The sequence below is a fragment of the Zavarzinella formosa DSM 19928 genome (assembly GCF_000255705.1).
Lineage (GTDB): Bacteria > Planctomycetota > Planctomycetia > Gemmatales > Gemmataceae > Zavarzinella > Zavarzinella formosa.
In genome coordinates this window covers 2,086,629-2,099,975 of sequence record NZ_JH636439.1, presented here as the reverse complement: position 1 = coordinate 2,099,975, position 13,347 = coordinate 2,086,629, and the positions used below count along the sequence as shown (strand labels likewise).

Sequence of the window (13,347 nt, the reverse complement as noted above, 5' to 3'; positions counted from 1 at the left end):
CGATGACCGGCCGGAAGTTGAAGCCCAACTACTCTACGGCCCTCACCCGTGTCACATCGACGACGCATCTGGAGGATGCGGACAGTTCGCCGTTTGAGAACCTGTCCAGCGATGAGTGGATTGAGCGGCAACGCACAGGACCAACTCCCGGAGAAGACACCGGACCCGCATTGAAAAAGTAATGAATCCGACCACTCAGAACCGGGCGAGGCGGACGGAACAAACCTACAATGTCATCCGCACGCAAAACGGAGGCGGGTATGAAGGCGGTGGCTCTTGGTGAAGCGGGTCTCGGGACATTGGACATCTCCCGGCCCGAACCACGTCGCGGTGAAGTCCTTATAAGGGTCCGGGCAGCGGGCGTCACCCCAACCGAGTTACTCTGGGCGCCGACCACAAAAGGTCGCGAAGGCATGCCCCGGCCATTTCCGGTGATTCCCGGCCACGAGTTCTCGGGCGAGATCATTTCCGTTGGAGAGGATGTCAGCGGCGTTGCCCCCGGCGACGAAGTGTACGGAATGAACGACTGGTACTCCCAGGGGACGCAGGCCGAGTTTTGCACCGCTCCCGCCGCTTGGATCGCGCCGAAACCCGTCACGATTGACCACGCCACCGCCGCAGTCATTCCCATTTCCGCCCTCACCGCCTGGCAGGGATTGATCGGGCGTTGCAACCTCTCGGCAGGCCAGCATGTGTTGATCCACGGGGCCGCGGGCGGCGTCGGCCTGTTCGCCGTTCAGATAGCCAGATGGCGTGGCGCCCGCGTGACCGCGACGGCATCCGCCCATAACCTGGACTTCGTTCGCATCCTTGGCGCCGACGAGGTGGTGGATTACCGGGCGAGCAGGTTCGAGCTTGTGGTCCTCAAGGCCGATGTTGTTTTTGACACGGTCGGCGGCGAGACGCTGGTCAGGTCTCGCGACGTGCTGAAGCCCGAAGGCAGGCTGGTGACCATTGCCGCCGGGGAGGAGCGTCCCGGCAACGCCGAGTTCTTCATCGTCGAGCCGGATCGCGGGCAATTGATCGAGGTCGCGGGACTGATTGACCGCAATGTGCTCCGCGCCTTCGTTGACGGCCGCTTCACGCTCGGCGACCCTCGGGCGGCTTACGGGCACAAGCCCCGGCACGGGAAGGCTGTTTTCCAGATCGACTGACGTTACCCCATCAAGGAGTTGACATGGCCCGCATGCTTTTGGTACTCGCGACCGGATTCGGAATTGGCGTCGGCAGCCTCGCGCTCTGCGACGAAGCGAAGAACGAGGTGAAACGGAAGATCGTGTCCATAACGGACATCGCCGAGAAGATCGACGGCAAGGAGTCGAAGGCGACGGTGGTGGAGGTGACCTTGGAACCGGGGCAGGAGAGCATGCCGCACCGCCACCCCGGCCCCGTGTTCGGCTACGTCCTGGAAGGCGAGTACGAACATGCCATCAACGACGAACCCGCGAAGACACTGAAGGCCGGAGAGACCTTTTACGAGCCGTCCGGGTGCGTCCACCGCGTGGCCATGAATCCAGGGAAGGTCAAGACCAGGGTGCTGGCGACGATTTTGCACCCGAAAGATGCCAAGCAGATTTCAGTTCCCGAGAAAAAGTAACGATTCCGCACACATGAGGATTCTCTCCTTGCGGCCGTCGCGGGCAGAAGTCCGTTTGAGAAACATCCAAGGAGCGAAATGATGGCAGAGCCCGACGACCTTCGTTATGCGAAGCTAACCCTCAACAACGGCTCCGGAGCAATCCCCGCCCTCGGCTTTGGCACATTGATTCCCGACCCCGTGGCAACCAGAACCGCGACCAAGGCTGCGCTGGAGGCGGGGTTTCGTCAACTCGACGCTTCGGAACGTTACCGAAATGAAAAAGAGGTCGGCGAAGCGATGCGGGAGGTCTTCCAGGCGGGGAAGATCAAACGGGAGGATGTGTTTGTCGCCACGAAGCTCTGGAATAACAATCATCGTCCTGAGCGCGTCAAACCCGCGTTCGAGGCCAGTCTCAAGAAACTCCAGCTCAGCTACGTCGATCTTTATCTCATCCACACCCCCTTTGCCTTCCAACCTGGTGACGAGCAAGACCCCAGGGATGCGAACGGCAACGTGATTTACGACAAAGGGGTGACGCTGCTGGATACGTGGAGAGCGCTTGAGAGTTTGGCGGACGAGGGCAGGTGCAGGGCAATTGGAATATCTGACGTCAATATGGATCAGGTAAAAGTGATATTTGAGGCGGCGAGGATCAAGCCTGCGGTTGTTCACGTCGAATCCCATCCGTATCTCCCGGAATGGGAGCTTGTGGACTATTGCAAAAAGAACGGCATCGTGTTTCAGGCGTTCGCGGCGCTGGGGCACAGCAGCAATCCCAATTTGCTAGAAGATCCTGTTGTCGTCTCCATCGCCAAACGAGTCGGCAAGACCCCGGCCCAAGTGTTGCTCGCCTGGGCGATCCAGCGTGGTACGGCCCTTCTGACCACCTCGAAGACCCCCGGTCGGATCAAGGAGAACTTTGAAGTGTCCGCCCTGCCCGAAGACGCCGTCCGGGAGATCAGCGAAGGCGTCAAGACGCGAGTCCGGTTTAATGGCGTTGTGAAGACCGGCATTCCCGGCTTCATTCCGAGAGACGAGTGAGGCCGGTCCAAAGTTATGACTGGCGAGAGAGCGACGCCCGACTTAGCCAGGCAGTCACCCCGACATTACTTCGTCTCCCGCTTTCCCTCGATGTCGAACGCCCGCTTCTCGCCCCCGGCGTCCACCTCGCCCTTCCCCTTGAGCGAGTCCTTCTCGACCTTCAGTTTGTACGTGACTGCGAGCTTCATATCTTTCAGCTCCCGTTCGGCGGTGAACGACAACTCCCCGTCTTTCAGCGTCACGTCCTTGAGTTTCGCCCCCTTCTGATCCGGCCAGTCCATCGTGCCGACGAGCTTATCCCCGTCCTTCTTGATGGTCAGGGTGGACTCCCGCTTCATCTCGCCAATGGCGTATGAGCACTTCCATGTCCCAGCCGGATCGACCTTGTCGTCGGCCGCCGCGAGGTTGCACAGCCCGAATAAAAGAGCCGCCGAGATTACTGTCTTCATGTCCAAACTCCTTGATGGATCGTCGGAAGCGCCCGAATCAGGCACTTTTGGATATTGTAGAATCTGTTTGGTGGTCGCCTGGCTGGTGGGGGAGTGGCAGCATCTCTGTGGCTGAATTGTAGATCGACACATCTCCAGCGAAGAACTTCCGAATGGCGAGCGGTGCGAACCTAGCGGAAGCGGTGTTTGGCTTGCGGGCGGCGGGAGCAGCGCCACTCCTTTTATGAATGAGCAAAAAATGAGCGGGCCTGTCTCTGGCGAGACGCGGATAGCCAATGGGTCCGCTCGAAAATTGCAAAATCGAACAGGTTGTCGTCAATAGAATGCCGCTCGGTAGATTTTCGCAATCGATAGCTCTTTCGGGAGTACGAGGAAGCAAAAAGTGAGAGCAATAATTGATAAATGGGCGTGCTGGAGAATTCCGGTTTTGTTCCTGTGGGCTTTCCCGATACTTGCGATTTTAAAGTTAGAAGCCCCAGATTTTATTTCGCCATACCTGTTGTTGGCCTTCGTTCCGTGGTCCTTGGTGTTAACCGCCAGAGTTCTGGGAGGAAAGCGTTTTTTTTGGTATGGTTGCTACACTATGGGCTTTCCATGCCTGGCTTTGATTTGGGGCTTAAAGATTCTTTATTCGCCGATACTTTGGATTTCGAAAGCGATACGATCTCTGAGCGGAGTGATTTCAGGAGGAATCTGTTTTTTTATCCTAATGCTTAATGATTTCTTTGTATTTTTCAGCCAAGAACTTATTTTGGTCGTGATTCATACATCAATTGCGATATTGCTTAATTTATTAATCATTGCATCTGCTATTCGCTGGGCGGTCTCGCCGGTGAGTGCCATGAAGTTTATAGTGATAATATTAGTAAAAACCCAGCAGTTGCTTAGCGAGCAATTAAAAAAAGACGCAGAGGCAAAGAAGAAGAATGATATTGAAATCAAAAAATCACTGCAAAATTCAGAGTTGTCAAAAAAATATTTTCCAACTGTGCTTGATTATATGTATAGACATGCAAATTCATCAGTTGCTTATGGATTTTTGGCAGTGTTCGCTGTTTTATTGACAGTCAGCATTTTCAATTTCGCAACAATGTATTGGAATTTCAAAAGAGTGGAAAGTTCCGCATTTGAAGGTCTTGGAGGCGGCTTTTTGGGGTCATTGTTTTACAGCTTTAGCGTACTCACTACCTCTCCAATTCCTGATGTAAAAACCTTCTCGACATTTGAACAGATAATTTATTGTTCCGAATTGCTGTGCACGGTCATGCTGGTGACTATGTTTATATCAATGTTTTCTGTCGGCTTGGGATTAAATCAAGAAACGATCACTAACTTCAAAGAAAAGGTCATTCAATTTAAGGAGTGGCTTGATTCGTACTTTGCCGACCAAATTGCCAGAGACAATGCAGCATTGGCGACCACTCAGGCGTCAGCGAACAACCCGCCTCATGATCCCAACCTGCCTCAACAATAGCTCAGGCTGCATCAAGCGCGCCTTGCATCTTCCGTTTCGCTTCGACGCATGCGGCGAGGAGGGCAGCCTGCCTCCACCTTCTCGCCGCAACCGCAGCAACGAATCAATCGGGTGACGCTCATCCCGCCCTCTCCAATGTCGTGCGAAGTTCCTCGACAAGGTTGGCCGAGAGAATTCGCCTGTCAGATATTACCTCCACCGACGTTGTGGCATTGAGCGTGTATTTTCGGATGCAAGGGCAGTCGGAGCTCGCAAGCCCTTCCGCGAACGTAATCTCGATTTTCCACTGGGTCACGTTTTCTTCCTTGAAAGATGAATCGGCTGGACATGGGAGAGAGTCATGGGATCTTTTTGAACGATTTGAGTGCTGCCACCGTGTTTTGACTTGCTGGCGGCCTTTTGCCATTCAAATAACTGGCAACACGCTTGGCCTGCTCAAAGGAGAATCCGGCTTCGTAGCTCATGACTATTTTGCCGTCATCACTCACAAGTCCCGCCACACTGCCACGCCCATCAAAACCACTGATGTCAAGATAATCGGAAGCAGAGAGGGGATAGCGGAATAAGTCGGTCATGCACTCTCCATCTGCTTCCCGATTGCTGCGATGGCTGCTTCAATACGCGGCAGGATGAATTTAACCTTATGTGCGCCGGACGTGGCAATGCTGGACATTATGCCGATCTTTCGAGCCATTGGAGGAACACCAGCCGCTTTAACCAGCGGGTGAAGATGCTCCAAAATTGCTTGAGTCTGCCGCATTACGTCCACTGCGTTATCCAATACCTCCATGACTGATGATGCGGGGATGCGGAGACAAGGACGAATAATCTCAAGGAATTGACGGCTTGCCGCTTCATAATCCAACCCGTCTTCGCCGCATCGATCTTCTGACCGATAGCAGTCAAAGGCAGCGTTACGGAGACGGACAAGCAGTTTTTCTTCATCCAATCCCTCCCTGTCGGTCTGCCTGGCCCGACTCTTGGCTTCATCGTATTTCATCAACGCCTTACGATAGCCCAAACCAGTCGGGCCATATTCATGCACGGCGTTCATGAATGATTCAAAAGCGGGTTCGCTTGCGCTTTCGCTGTCGGGCTGCTCGGATGGGGGGAGAGGCAAAGGCATCCAGTGGGTGGGAAATGCGATTCCGTCGAGTTTCCAAGTCGTAAATTCGTCGCAAAACCAGCCTGCCTCTGGGCCAAAGGTTTGGTTTTCGGGATTTGGCTCGTCGCTCCCGCTCACCCAATATTCGCTATCCGTCGGCTCTCGCCATGACGCTTCGTAGCGATTGGGAAACTCGTCTTTGCCGGTCCAAACAAAGATAGTCGTCCCGTCCTTCGGTGCGGTGACAATATCCTGCCACGCCAACGGGATGCCGGAAAAGTTGTTCGATGTTTTGGTCATGCCACCCCTCTCAACAGCTTGTTCGCCCGCAACAACGCCTCGGCTGCTTTCCCTCGGGTCATCTCGGAGACGATCACCTCCATCTTCGGCACCCCGTCATCGTCAATCTCGAAGTGAGGGGCGTCGTGGTATTCTTTCAGGGCGTTGGCGGTCAGGAAAAGTGCGCCGCGGAGAAGGGCGTTCTCGACTTCGGTTTGTTGGGGATCGGTCATGCGGCCGTCTCTTTATCCACATGCTTGACCAGCACGCCAGAGTGCTGATTCTTGTGCTCGATCCGCTCTCTTCCATTGATGAAAGCGGTGATGACCAGTTTGGGTGCCTCAAGTGTTTTCGACCGCTCGTCGATCCATGCCTCCGTCAGCCAAAGGTTCTTGCGTTCAAGGGGTGAAAGCAGGTCGCCTTCGCAAGTTTGGACATAAACTTCGGTCGAGCCGGGGAACATACCAAGCAGTTCGATCAGTGTTGTGATTTTCATGCGGGTAGCTCCTGGATAGGGTTAATGGCGGCGAGGGCATTACGTGCCTCCCGCAGATGAGAAGCCTTGATCCGATGCGTGCAGAATGAATCGTCTTCATGCCGCCAGTGGTCAACGTCCTCGGCAAATCCGGCAAACGGTTGTAACGCTTCCCGAGCTTCGGCGAGCTGCTTGGCTTGAGCACGGATGACGGCCATCATGGTGTCGTAATCACGGGCATAGATCATTTTTGCATCCTCCAACCGCGTAATCTCACTGGCGATGGTATTGGTCATGGGCGAGGCCTTTCGTTATGCGGCGGTGGCGAAGTCGGCTTTGATCCGTTCGATCACCTCGGGCGAGATGGCGACCAGAGCCTGCCGTTGCCCGCAGAGGCGTTCGATCAGTGCGTCGGGAAGCGGCATGACCGCCAGAATGTCCTCAACCGTCTTTGCCGTATGGACGAGAGAGTGGTAGTCGGCGTTCTTCCGGCTGACGGCTGCATCGTTGGCTTTCTTGACCAAGGCATGTTCGTTAAACGCTGTCTCAAAATCCTCGTCGGCCACGAATACATCCCTCGTGAAGCATCCCCCACCGTTCGGCATGTCTGCAAGCCGTTCTTCGTCCGCATACGGGAAACTGAAACCATCCACCCGGCCCGTCGGGAATTGGAACTTGAGGCATCGGTCGAATCGGGTGCAACGGTATTTGCGAAGGATCGCCATGTCAGCCTCCGGGTACTTCAAGCGAATTGCCACATTCGCACCGGAGAGGATCGCGTCGTACAGTGCTTTTTCGTGCGTCCGGTCGATGGCGTTTGGAATGACGGCCTTTTCGATGTGTTCCAAGATGAGTTCGCGTCTGGTTTTGTTGAGTTGGGTTTTGGCCATAAAGCCTCCTTGCTGTGTTGAGATGTGACGGGCAGTTTCCAAGTCTTGCCCAGGACCGTGAATCAGTAGTTGGGGTGCATGAAGTCGCAGAACTCATCAGCCAAGAACGCCTGATCGTTGGCAAGATTGACGGCAACCATCGCCGCGATGTACGCCGCTTGGGCCTTGTTCTTCAACTGACGAATGGTGAGCCGGACGTGTTCCTGCTTCCCGGCAAGCCAGGCTTGGGTTAGTTCGGCTGAAAACTCTTCTTGGTAGCGATAGGTGGTTGACATGGAATGGATCTCCGTCCGATGTGGTGCCGGGCATCATTGCCCGACAAACCGAAACTAGCGCGGGTTGCGCGAACGGTCAAGCGGTTTCTTCACCCCTGATGACGAATTATTGAGTCGGCGGTTGCGAGAGTCCGATGATCGCCGGAGAGAATCGCTTACTGAATGAACTCGGTCGAGAACCCGTCGTAATAGCGGATGTCATAGGCCGCCCCCTGATGAACAATGGTGAAGGATGAGTTCTCGAAACCATCGAACACATATTCGTCGTCTGTGATCTCATGAAGGAACTCCCGGCCCGGCCCCCAGCCGGGCGAAGACTCGGCGGCCAAGACGGCCTGACGGAGCAGACGTTCCACTTCGCTTTTGGTCAGGAGCAACTCGACATCCCCCCTTGCCCGCAGATTAGGAGCAATGTCTTCTCTCTCACCGGCGCCAGACGGGGTCATCCCATGTTTGAGTGATTCCGTTGTCCAGGGAGGGGCGGCGCCCAATCCGTCGATCTGTCCCGGCATCGGAGTGTCGAACGAAGGGTCGCTTGCGGCCGCATCCGCGGGGTCCTCGAAGTGATCGGATTGTATGGCGGTCATGCGTCGGCTCCCGATGGTCGTCGTGGTGCGGGGCGCGGATCACAAGAGTCCATCACCCGGTCTGCGGGTAATGCGATTCAACCAGTGGCTTGCGCGTCAGAACCTCCCCTTCCGGCACAATCACCATACTTTGATTTTCCCTGTTTTTTGCCGGAAAAAATGAATCTTTTGCCATGACCCCGCCTCAGCATCAAACAGGCCAAAACATTTTTCGTCATCATTGGCGCCGATCTGCGCGTCCGATAATGTTTCCGCAAGCCTTATAAATGGAAGAATTTGCGTCAAACGGCCCGGCGTATGCTGCCAGTCCTCCTGTGATTCCACTCAGGAGAATGTGATGGAAACTGTCATTATGAGCTCCCAGGAATGCCCGATGGTGTGCCGGTATGCCCTTGACTTGGCCACGGCATTGGGCCGGAACCTGCAAATACACGCGGTGATCCAACAGGGAATGAAGGGAGAATTCGGTGTCTACGTGAATGGCGCCTCGCTGTTTCAACGAAGCACGGACGACCTGCCATCCATTCAAGAAGTGGAGGAGGCGGTTCAACGGGAATTTTTGGTCGGGGCGTGATTCAATGGGGCAGCACGCCAGCCACGTCACTCGGGTTGGCAGGCTTGAGAAAGTGATGGTCGAATCCCTCCCGCTTCGCCCTCGCCTCAAGCCCCTGATGACCTGTCAGCGCCACGAGCACGGGGCGGCGGCCCAAGGCAGCGCACAACTCCCTGGCCACGTCGAAGCCGGACTGAACTCCCAAATCAATGTCGAGGACGACCGCATCCGGTTGAAACCCCTCCCCGACGAGCCGGCCAACCTCACGAGGAGAGTAGGCGACCCTGGTGTCATACCCGAGCAAGTCCAGGACGGTGGCAAACGAATCGGCTGTGTCTTTCAGGTCATCGACGACAAGAATGGCCGGGCGGTTTGGAAAGGAGGTCATTGCAGACTCCGATCTGACTTGAAATGACGGAGGGGCATTGGAAACAATTGATTATTTGACAAGCGGACATTCAGATAAATTTTCGCAGATACTTCATTTTGATCAACTTCAGTTATTCGAAAATGGGTGTTTTTTGCTGAGGGCAACCGCTTTGTCAAAGTCTGGCGCAAAAGCCTGATTCCCGCCGCCATCTCTCTCTGAATCGGCATTCACTTCCTCTTGGCAACAATACTTTCAAACTATTCACAAACATTGGCCCAAGGGTTGCTTCTTTCAATCATGCCCGTTTGCGAATGGAGAAGTTTATGCTCACGGTCATCAGACGTTGTCCGAGTTGTCCCATCATCAAAAGTCACATGAAGGAAATCCTGGCGGAATTGTTTGAGGATCTCCACATTGACGCCGTCATGCAAAACGGTGATCCGGGCGAGTTTGCGATTTTTGTGAACGGCATTGAGGTTCTCCGTCGCGATAGCAATTCTTTGCCCGATATTGAGGAAATTGAAAAAGCCGTTTCGGGGGCAACGCACGCGGTCGCATGATTCAATCTCATCAAAATGATCGAGCAGAAAAGCACATCTCCCACTCACGTTAAAACAGTTGTTTTGTATTCGATGGCGCCTCAGATGCACCCTTTCAGAGGTCGCCCCGTGTGGAGAACACCATGAAAACAGTCATCAAACGCTGCCCGGTCTGCCCGACGATCCGCAGTCATACGGACTTGGTTGTCTCGTTTTTGGAAAGAGATCTGGATGTCGAAGCCGACGTTGAAGACGGCGAGTCAGGGGAGTTCTCGGTGTTTGTGGACGGAACTCGGGTAATTCAACGAGAGGGAGACTCATTACCGGACGTGGAGGAAGTGGAGGCGGCGGTCGAGAACGCCATCCCGATCTTCAATTCTTAAAACGAAGTGCGAATGGCGACTTCAAGGGGAGGGCAGAAGACTCTCCATGCAAGCGATCTCGTCGTCCAGAACCATCAGGGAATCAGCCTCTCCATCACGCACGAGAACCATCTCGTCCCAGAGACATCTTAATCCGGACAGGAATGCGACCGAATTGCCGTTGCATGACTCCGATGGAATAGCGCTGATGTTCACTTCTCGCATCGCCACTCTGTCGGGATACACCCTGCGTAACTCCATCGCCTCCTCCAGCAATCGATGACCCGTCACGATCAATTGATTTTCGTTCATCGTCCGCTCCTTTCTCCATCATGTATCTTAACCTCGAAGAAGCCTTGCGAAAGATCGTGTAGATTTCAACCGGAGGATTGCGGATAATCCTGTCGTCGCGGATGAATTCATGACAGGGTTCCAACACCTCACGAGTATAATAGTCTAACGCTACCCGTTACAGGCACCCCCGGTCCCTCGCGACTAGCCTCCGTTTACATGGAATGCCAGCGCGATCATGACCACGCCGCTCCCCCTTGGGGGAACCCCCGCCCCCATGCCCTTGCATCACGGCAAAATTACCGTTCTCGTTGCCGACGGTCATGCCGTCGTCCGGGAGGGGGTGAAAGCCTTGCTCAACGCCCAGCCTGACATGCGGGTCGTCGCGGAGGCTGTCGACGGGCCGGAGGCCGTGCGGCTGGCGAATGAAGCCGACCCGGACGTGGTGATCTTGGAAGTGTCCCTGCCGGGCCTGAGCGGGCCGGACGTGGCGGCTCAAATCCGGGCGGCCCGGCCGGACCAAAAAGTCGTCGTCCTGACGGCATGCGAGGAGACGGGATCGGTGAGACTCCTCCTGGCCGCCGGGGTCGTCGGATATGTGCTGAAGCGGGCGACGGCCGACCAACTGCTCCATGCGATCAGGTCCGTGGCTGGCGGCGGGTCGTACCTGGACCCGGTGATGGCCGACGGCTTGGTGGCGCCGTCCACGCCTCCTGATGCGATGTTAAGTGAGCGGGAGGGTCAGGTGTTGCGGATGGTTGCCATCGGTTACAGCAACAAGGAAATCGCCGCCCGGATGAAGTTAAGCGTGAAGACGATTGAAACGTACAAGACGCGGGCAATGGAAAAATTGCGAATGCGCAGCCGGGTGGATCTCGTCAGATATGCCAATGAGCGGGGCTGGCTGACCGACAAGATCACCGGGGAGAATGCGGCCGATGTCCGGTAATCGCAACGGGCGGGAAGGCGGGACGCTTTACCTTCCGGTTGAAGCACGAAACGCGCCATCGGAAGTCAGACCCATTGTCGCGTCCCACTTGCAGTCTTCGCGTCTCTGGTCGGTTCAACTGTCTTTGGAAGACCGACGATGAAACGTGTCGTTTTGTAAGGCGTGTAACACTTCCAATCATGGGGAACAGGAGTGCGCATCCGGGGCAAGACGGGCGGGGAGGGGTCTTTCCCATGCCTCGTAATCTTGCCCTCTTTAACGCGAAATGTTTCGGCATCACTATTGCTTTGTCCTGGTTGTCGAAAGGATTCCCACCCACAAGCCACAGGAAGTTCATCATGATCACGAAATCCAAGCCCCGCCAAACCTCTCGTAAAACCGTTCCAGCGGCCCGCCCAGTACAACAGATGCTTCTAGAACTGGCCCGTCGGATGCACGCCACCCGAGTCGTGAAAGTATTGCCGGCCGAATCGACTGCCCTTACGAATTAACAATAATTGCGGAACACAGGAAGTTTTCGGACTTGGGCCGAAGGACCGGCCTACAACCGCTTAAATAAGTTTGCATCAGCTCAACCCGCACGATCACTCTGACCAAATAAAAGTTACTCAGCCGACCTAGGCGCCATTCATTTCGGCCAGATTATCCGCGTCACCGGTGGCGGCGGCCAGGCATGGCGGACAGATTCCGTGCGTGAACTCGGCATGACTGTGGTCCCTGACATACGACTCCAATTGCTGCCACCGATCATTGTCCGCATGAACCTTGTGGCACCAGGCACACACCTGGATCAACCCGCGCAGGGTGCGGACCTCGGCCAGCGCCTTGCCCAGTTTCGCGGACAGTTCGGACTGCCGGATCAGGGTGACAAAAAGAATCCGCTGACGAATGTGACCGTTGCGCGACAAGACAACGCCCAGGGCGTTCACGATGAACAGCCAGCACATGTCCCCCAAGACGGAGCCGTGGTCGGACGGGGGATTCAGCCACAAAGCCACGGCGAACCACGCTCCGGTATGGAGGACGGCCGCCACGACCTGAAAGCGGAACGGAAGCGGAAGAATGCAGTAGCACATGAGGACCGAAAGAGCGGCGGCGATTCGGAGTTCGATGCTCCCCGCCGGCCAGACCGCCCCGGCGCACACATACAACGCGATCCCCGTCAGAAGCCACCAGCCCAAGATCTGGTCATAAGCCGCCCGTTCCGACCGGATGACGACAAAGGCCGCCACCGAGAGGAGGGCGTAAGCGACACGGGCGGTCCACAGCCACCGCAATTGCGGACCATCGGGGAAGAGGGTGTAATCCTGATATCCCATCGCCAGCACCGCGGCGGTCGAGGAACCGATCATTAAAAGGGTCAGCCGACGGGCGTCGGGTGCAAGCCTGGCGCGGTAAGCCGCCTCCAGTTCCGGAGAGGCAAATTCTCCCAATGGACCGACTCGATCCGCTTCGTTGAGGGCTTCTGGCATGAGGGCTTGACCTGCACAAGAGAGAAAAATTTTTGCTGAGCCTGAAAAAAATTCAGATGTCGTATCAAAGAATAGGTTGTTGGATGGCGATCAGAAAGTGAAAATCACCGGTTAACAGAAGTGAGATTCAGTGCCCGCAGGAAGGCACGCTCATGAGAAGTGAAAACTGACCGTAGAACCGACGACTGGGGTGTCTCAGGCAGCCCCGGCAGAGGATGATCTTCTGGCCGGAAAGTGAAGAGAAGGGGCCGGGAAAAGTCATGGCTCAAAACGGATCGGGCCTGTAATTTCTTTTGTGTCAGGGTTGTAGGGAACGGTAGTTGCAGTCACTGGCCGGTGGCCTTGGGCATCCGGCCTTCAAACATCACGGCGAAGTGGTTCAAGGCTGCCTTCCAGCCAACGATGGGCATCGTCCACTTCTTCGATGCCTCATGGATCGCCAGGTAAACCAGTTTCAGCGCCGACTCCGCGTTCGGGTACTGCTTCCGGTTCCGCGTGAACTTCCGGATCACGCTGTTCACCGACTCAATCGCATTCGTCGTGTAAATCGCCTTGCGGATCGCGGGAGGGAACTCGAACATGGCGATGATGTCGTTCCAGTGCAGCCGCCATTGCCTTCCGATGGTCGGATATTTGCCGCCCCACGTTTGCTCGAAC

23 protein-coding genes are annotated in these 13,347 nt (G+C 55.6%); 9 read left to right on the top strand and 14 right to left on the bottom strand.

Annotated features, from left to right (window positions below):
- Window positions 1–2 precede the first annotated feature (2 nt).
- The 4 genes from BGIM_RS62715 to BGIM_RS0110055 all read left to right on the top strand — a co-directional run bounded on the left by BGIM_RS62715 (window position 3) and on the right by BGIM_RS0110055 (window position 2,620).
- Window positions 3–182 carry a hypothetical protein gene (locus BGIM_RS62715; protein WP_020469659.1) on the top strand — a complete coding sequence of 60 codons (180 nt, stop codon included), beginning with the start codon at window positions 3–5 and terminating at the stop codon, window positions 180–182.
- Window positions 183–230: 48 nt separating this feature from the next.
- A complete protein-coding gene (locus tag BGIM_RS0110065) occupies window positions 231–1,154 on the top strand; it encodes an NADP-dependent oxidoreductase (protein WP_202947236.1) in 924 nt (307 codons plus the stop codon).
- A 23-nt stretch (window positions 1,155–1,177) separates the two neighbouring features.
- Window positions 1,178–1,597 carry a cupin domain-containing protein gene (locus BGIM_RS0110060; RefSeq protein WP_020469656.1) on the top strand — a complete coding sequence of 140 codons (420 nt, stop codon included), beginning with the start codon at window positions 1,178–1,180 and terminating at the stop codon, window positions 1,595–1,597.
- Between the two features lie 81 nt (window positions 1,598–1,678).
- Window positions 1,679–2,620 (top strand): aldo/keto reductase, encoded by a 942-nt coding sequence (locus BGIM_RS0110055; protein WP_029629910.1) that lies wholly within the window; start codon window positions 1,679–1,681, stop codon window positions 2,618–2,620.
- 65 nt (window positions 2,621–2,685) lie between these two features.
- Here BGIM_RS0110055 and BGIM_RS0110050 read toward each other — a convergent pair whose 3' ends face one another.
- Entirely contained in the window at window positions 2,686–3,069 is a 384-nt protein-coding gene (locus BGIM_RS0110050) for a hypothetical protein (protein WP_020469654.1), read from the bottom strand.
- A 382-nt stretch (window positions 3,070–3,451) separates the two neighbouring features.
- Here BGIM_RS0110050 and BGIM_RS0110040 point away from each other — a divergent pair, with 382 nt between their 5' ends.
- A complete protein-coding gene (locus BGIM_RS0110040; RefSeq protein WP_157368740.1) occupies window positions 3,452–4,543 on the top strand; it encodes a hypothetical protein in 1,092 nt (363 codons plus the stop codon).
- Window positions 4,544–4,881: 338 nt separating this feature from the next.
- Here BGIM_RS0110040 and BGIM_RS0110030 read toward each other — a convergent pair whose 3' ends face one another.
- The 9 genes from BGIM_RS0110030 to BGIM_RS67790 all read right to left on the bottom strand — a co-directional run bounded on the left by BGIM_RS0110030 (window position 4,882) and on the right by BGIM_RS67790 (window position 8,329).
- On the bottom strand, window positions 4,882–5,118 hold the full coding sequence (locus tag BGIM_RS0110030; RefSeq protein WP_020469652.1) for a hypothetical protein: 237 nt from the start codon (window positions 5,116–5,118) through the stop codon (window positions 4,882–4,884).
- The gene (locus BGIM_RS0110025; protein ID WP_020469651.1) at window positions 5,115–5,948 is read right to left on the bottom strand and encodes a hypothetical protein; all 834 of its coding nucleotides are present in this window, start codon (window positions 5,946–5,948) and stop codon (window positions 5,115–5,117) included. The genes BGIM_RS0110030 and BGIM_RS0110025 overlap by 4 nt, the downstream gene beginning before the upstream one ends.
- The gene (locus BGIM_RS0110020) at window positions 5,945–6,160 is read right to left on the bottom strand and encodes a hypothetical protein (protein ID WP_020469650.1); all 216 of its coding nucleotides are present in this window, start codon (window positions 6,158–6,160) and stop codon (window positions 5,945–5,947) included. Before BGIM_RS0110020 ends, BGIM_RS0110025 begins: the two co-directional genes overlap by 4 nt.
- Complete coding sequence (locus tag BGIM_RS0110015; RefSeq protein ID WP_020469649.1) at window positions 6,157–6,423, bottom strand: hypothetical protein; 267 nt, start codon at window positions 6,421–6,423, stop codon at window positions 6,157–6,159. Before BGIM_RS0110015 ends, BGIM_RS0110020 begins: the two co-directional genes overlap by 4 nt.
- Complete coding sequence (locus BGIM_RS0110010; protein WP_020469648.1) at window positions 6,420–6,698, bottom strand: hypothetical protein; 279 nt, start codon at window positions 6,696–6,698, stop codon at window positions 6,420–6,422. Before BGIM_RS0110010 ends, BGIM_RS0110015 begins: the two co-directional genes overlap by 4 nt.
- Window positions 6,699–6,713: 15 nt before the next feature.
- Window positions 6,714–7,292 (bottom strand): hypothetical protein, encoded by a 579-nt coding sequence (locus BGIM_RS0110005; RefSeq protein ID WP_020469647.1) that lies wholly within the window; start codon window positions 7,290–7,292, stop codon window positions 6,714–6,716.
- A 62-nt stretch (window positions 7,293–7,354) separates the two neighbouring features.
- Window positions 7,355–7,567 carry a hypothetical protein gene (locus BGIM_RS0110000; RefSeq protein ID WP_020469646.1) on the bottom strand — a complete coding sequence of 71 codons (213 nt, stop codon included), beginning with the start codon at window positions 7,565–7,567 and terminating at the stop codon, window positions 7,355–7,357.
- 155 nt (window positions 7,568–7,722) lie between these two features.
- Window positions 7,723–8,154, bottom strand: coding sequence for a hypothetical protein (locus tag BGIM_RS0109995; RefSeq protein ID WP_020469645.1), 432 nt, complete (start codon window positions 8,152–8,154; stop codon window positions 7,723–7,725).
- Window positions 8,155–8,206: 52 nt separating this feature from the next.
- Window positions 8,207–8,329 (bottom strand): hypothetical protein, encoded by a 123-nt coding sequence (locus tag BGIM_RS67790; RefSeq protein WP_020469644.1) that lies wholly within the window; start codon window positions 8,327–8,329, stop codon window positions 8,207–8,209.
- Window positions 8,330–8,491: 162 nt separating this feature from the next.
- Here BGIM_RS67790 and BGIM_RS0109985 point away from each other — a divergent pair, with 162 nt between their 5' ends.
- Window positions 8,492–8,728, top strand: a complete 237-nt coding sequence (locus BGIM_RS0109985; RefSeq protein WP_029629907.1) for a hypothetical protein — start codon at window positions 8,492–8,494, stop codon at window positions 8,726–8,728.
- Window position 8,729: 1 nt separating this feature from the next.
- Here BGIM_RS0109985 and BGIM_RS49635 read toward each other — a convergent pair whose 3' ends face one another.
- Window positions 8,730–9,095 (bottom strand): response regulator, encoded by a 366-nt coding sequence (locus BGIM_RS49635; RefSeq protein ID WP_020469642.1) that lies wholly within the window; start codon window positions 9,093–9,095, stop codon window positions 8,730–8,732.
- Between the two features lie 356 nt (window positions 9,096–9,451).
- Between BGIM_RS49635 and BGIM_RS0109975 the strand changes: the two genes are divergently transcribed.
- Window positions 9,452–9,637, top strand: a complete 186-nt coding sequence (locus BGIM_RS0109975) for a hypothetical protein (protein WP_238537570.1) — start codon at window positions 9,452–9,454, stop codon at window positions 9,635–9,637.
- Between the two features lie 122 nt (window positions 9,638–9,759).
- A complete protein-coding gene (locus BGIM_RS0109970) occupies window positions 9,760–9,999 on the top strand; it encodes a hypothetical protein (protein WP_020469640.1) in 240 nt (79 codons plus the stop codon).
- Between the two features lie 21 nt (window positions 10,000–10,020).
- Here the strand turns inward: BGIM_RS0109970 and BGIM_RS0109965 are convergent, their stop codons facing one another.
- On the bottom strand, window positions 10,021–10,290 hold the full coding sequence (locus tag BGIM_RS0109965) for a hypothetical protein (RefSeq protein WP_020469639.1): 270 nt from the start codon (window positions 10,288–10,290) through the stop codon (window positions 10,021–10,023).
- Between the two features lie 217 nt (window positions 10,291–10,507).
- Here BGIM_RS0109965 and BGIM_RS0109960 point away from each other — a divergent pair, with 217 nt between their 5' ends.
- Entirely contained in the window at window positions 10,508–11,218 is a 711-nt protein-coding gene (locus BGIM_RS0109960; RefSeq protein WP_020469638.1) for a response regulator, read from the top strand.
- Window positions 11,219–11,835: 617 nt separating this feature from the next.
- Here the strand turns inward: BGIM_RS0109960 and BGIM_RS0109955 are convergent.
- Together BGIM_RS0109955 and BGIM_RS0109950 are read right to left on the bottom strand one after the other, a co-directional pair.
- On the bottom strand, window positions 11,836–12,690 hold the full coding sequence (locus BGIM_RS0109955) for a hypothetical protein (RefSeq protein ID WP_020469637.1): 855 nt from the start codon (window positions 12,688–12,690) through the stop codon (window positions 11,836–11,838).
- 326 nt (window positions 12,691–13,016) lie between these two features.
- The coding region (locus BGIM_RS0109950; protein ID WP_020474142.1) for a transposase at window positions 13,017–13,347 on the bottom strand (331 nt) is incomplete at its 5' end.

Coding starts and splice junctions, on each gene's coding strand:
- BGIM_RS0110055 (WP_029629910.1), top strand. CDS start 1,679: ATGGCAGAGCCCGACGACCTTCGTTATGCGAAGCTAACCCTCAACAAC.
- BGIM_RS0110030 (WP_020469652.1), bottom strand. CDS start 5,118: ATGACCGACTTATTCCGCTATCCCCTCTCTGCTTCCGATTATCTTGAC.
- BGIM_RS0110010 (WP_020469648.1), bottom strand. CDS start 6,698: ATGACCAATACCATCGCCAGTGAGATTACGCGGTTGGAGGATGCAAAA.
- BGIM_RS67790 (WP_020469644.1), bottom strand. CDS start 8,329: ATGGCAAAAGATTCATTTTTTCCGGCAAAAAACAGGGAAAATCAAAGT.
- BGIM_RS0109960 (WP_020469638.1), top strand. CDS start 10,508: ATGACCACGCCGCTCCCCCTTGGGGGAACCCCCGCCCCCATGCCCTTG.
- BGIM_RS62715 (WP_020469659.1), top strand. CDS start 3: ATGACCGGCCGGAAGTTGAAGCCCAACTACTCTACGGCCCTCACCCGT.
- BGIM_RS0110015 (WP_020469649.1), bottom strand. CDS start 6,423: ATGAAAATCACAACACTGATCGAACTGCTTGGTATGTTCCCCGGCTCG.
- BGIM_RS0110065 (WP_202947236.1), top strand. CDS start 231: ATGTCATCCGCACGCAAAACGGAGGCGGGTATGAAGGCGGTGGCTCTT.
- BGIM_RS0110020 (WP_020469650.1), bottom strand. CDS start 6,160: ATGACCGATCCCCAACAAACCGAAGTCGAGAACGCCCTTCTCCGCGGC.
- BGIM_RS0109975 (WP_238537570.1), top strand. CDS start 9,452: ATGAAGGAAATCCTGGCGGAATTGTTTGAGGATCTCCACATTGACGCC.
- BGIM_RS0110060 (WP_020469656.1), top strand. CDS start 1,178: ATGGCCCGCATGCTTTTGGTACTCGCGACCGGATTCGGAATTGGCGTC.
- BGIM_RS0110005 (WP_020469647.1), bottom strand. CDS start 7,292: ATGGCCAAAACCCAACTCAACAAAACCAGACGCGAACTCATCTTGGAA.
- BGIM_RS0110000 (WP_020469646.1), bottom strand. CDS start 7,567: ATGTCAACCACCTATCGCTACCAAGAAGAGTTTTCAGCCGAACTAACC.
- BGIM_RS0109955 (WP_020469637.1), bottom strand. CDS start 12,690: ATGCCAGAAGCCCTCAACGAAGCGGATCGAGTCGGTCCATTGGGAGAA.
- BGIM_RS0110025 (WP_020469651.1), bottom strand. CDS start 5,948: ATGACCAAAACATCGAACAACTTTTCCGGCATCCCGTTGGCGTGGCAG.
- BGIM_RS49635 (WP_020469642.1), bottom strand. CDS start 9,095: ATGACCTCCTTTCCAAACCGCCCGGCCATTCTTGTCGTCGATGACCTG.
- BGIM_RS0109970 (WP_020469640.1), top strand. CDS start 9,760: ATGAAAACAGTCATCAAACGCTGCCCGGTCTGCCCGACGATCCGCAGT.
- BGIM_RS0109995 (WP_020469645.1), bottom strand. CDS start 8,154: ATGACCGCCATACAATCCGATCACTTCGAGGACCCCGCGGATGCGGCC.
- BGIM_RS0110050 (WP_020469654.1), bottom strand. CDS start 3,069: ATGAAGACAGTAATCTCGGCGGCTCTTTTATTCGGGCTGTGCAACCTC.
- BGIM_RS0109985 (WP_029629907.1), top strand. CDS start 8,492: ATGGAAACTGTCATTATGAGCTCCCAGGAATGCCCGATGGTGTGCCGG.
- BGIM_RS0109965 (WP_020469639.1), bottom strand. CDS start 10,290: ATGAACGAAAATCAATTGATCGTGACGGGTCATCGATTGCTGGAGGAG.